At 49.9% G+C, this 375-nt stretch carries 3 tRNA genes; all 3 read left to right on the forward strand.

Going from position 1 to position 375, the window contains the following annotated elements:
* Positions 1 to 33: 33 nt before the first annotated feature.
* The 3 genes from ABEW32_RS26070 to ABEW32_RS26080 all read left to right on the forward strand — a co-directional run bounded on the left by ABEW32_RS26070 (position 34) and on the right by ABEW32_RS26080 (position 333).
* A tRNA-Met gene (locus ABEW32_RS26070) sits at positions 34 to 107 on the forward strand.
* A gap of 25 nt (positions 108 to 132) precedes the next feature.
* Positions 133 to 209, forward strand: a tRNA-Asp gene (locus tag ABEW32_RS26075).
* A 51-nt stretch (positions 210 to 260) separates the two neighbouring features.
* Positions 261 to 333 (forward strand) — tRNA-Phe (locus ABEW32_RS26080).
* The last annotated feature ends 42 nt before the right edge of the window (positions 334 to 375 follow it).

The raw sequence follows: 375 nt of genomic DNA on the forward strand, positions 1-375 counted from the left end.
TTCGATCCCCTCAGCCTCCACCATATTATATATCGCGGGGTGGAGCAGTTCGGTAGCTCGTCGGGCTCATAACCCGAAGGTCGTAGGTTCAAATCCTGCCCCCGCAATTAATTTCCTGTTGGAAATGCCTCTGGAACTGTGGTGTAGAGGCCTAACATGCCTGCCTGTCACGCAGGAGATCGCGGGTTCGAATCCCGTCAGTTCCGCCATTTTAACTGCATATAATACTAACTATATGCTATAGTTATAAAATAAAATATGGCTCGGTAGCTCAGTCGGTAGAGCAGAGGACTGAAAATCCTCGTGTCGGCGGTTCGATTCCGTCCCGAGCCACCTTTCAAGTGGGAATTGGCAATGTGCCGGTGTAGCTCAATT

It is taken from the genome of Paenibacillus jamilae (genome assembly GCF_050482105.1).
Classification (GTDB): Bacteria; Bacillota; Bacilli; order Paenibacillales; family Paenibacillaceae; genus Paenibacillus; species Paenibacillus jamilae_B.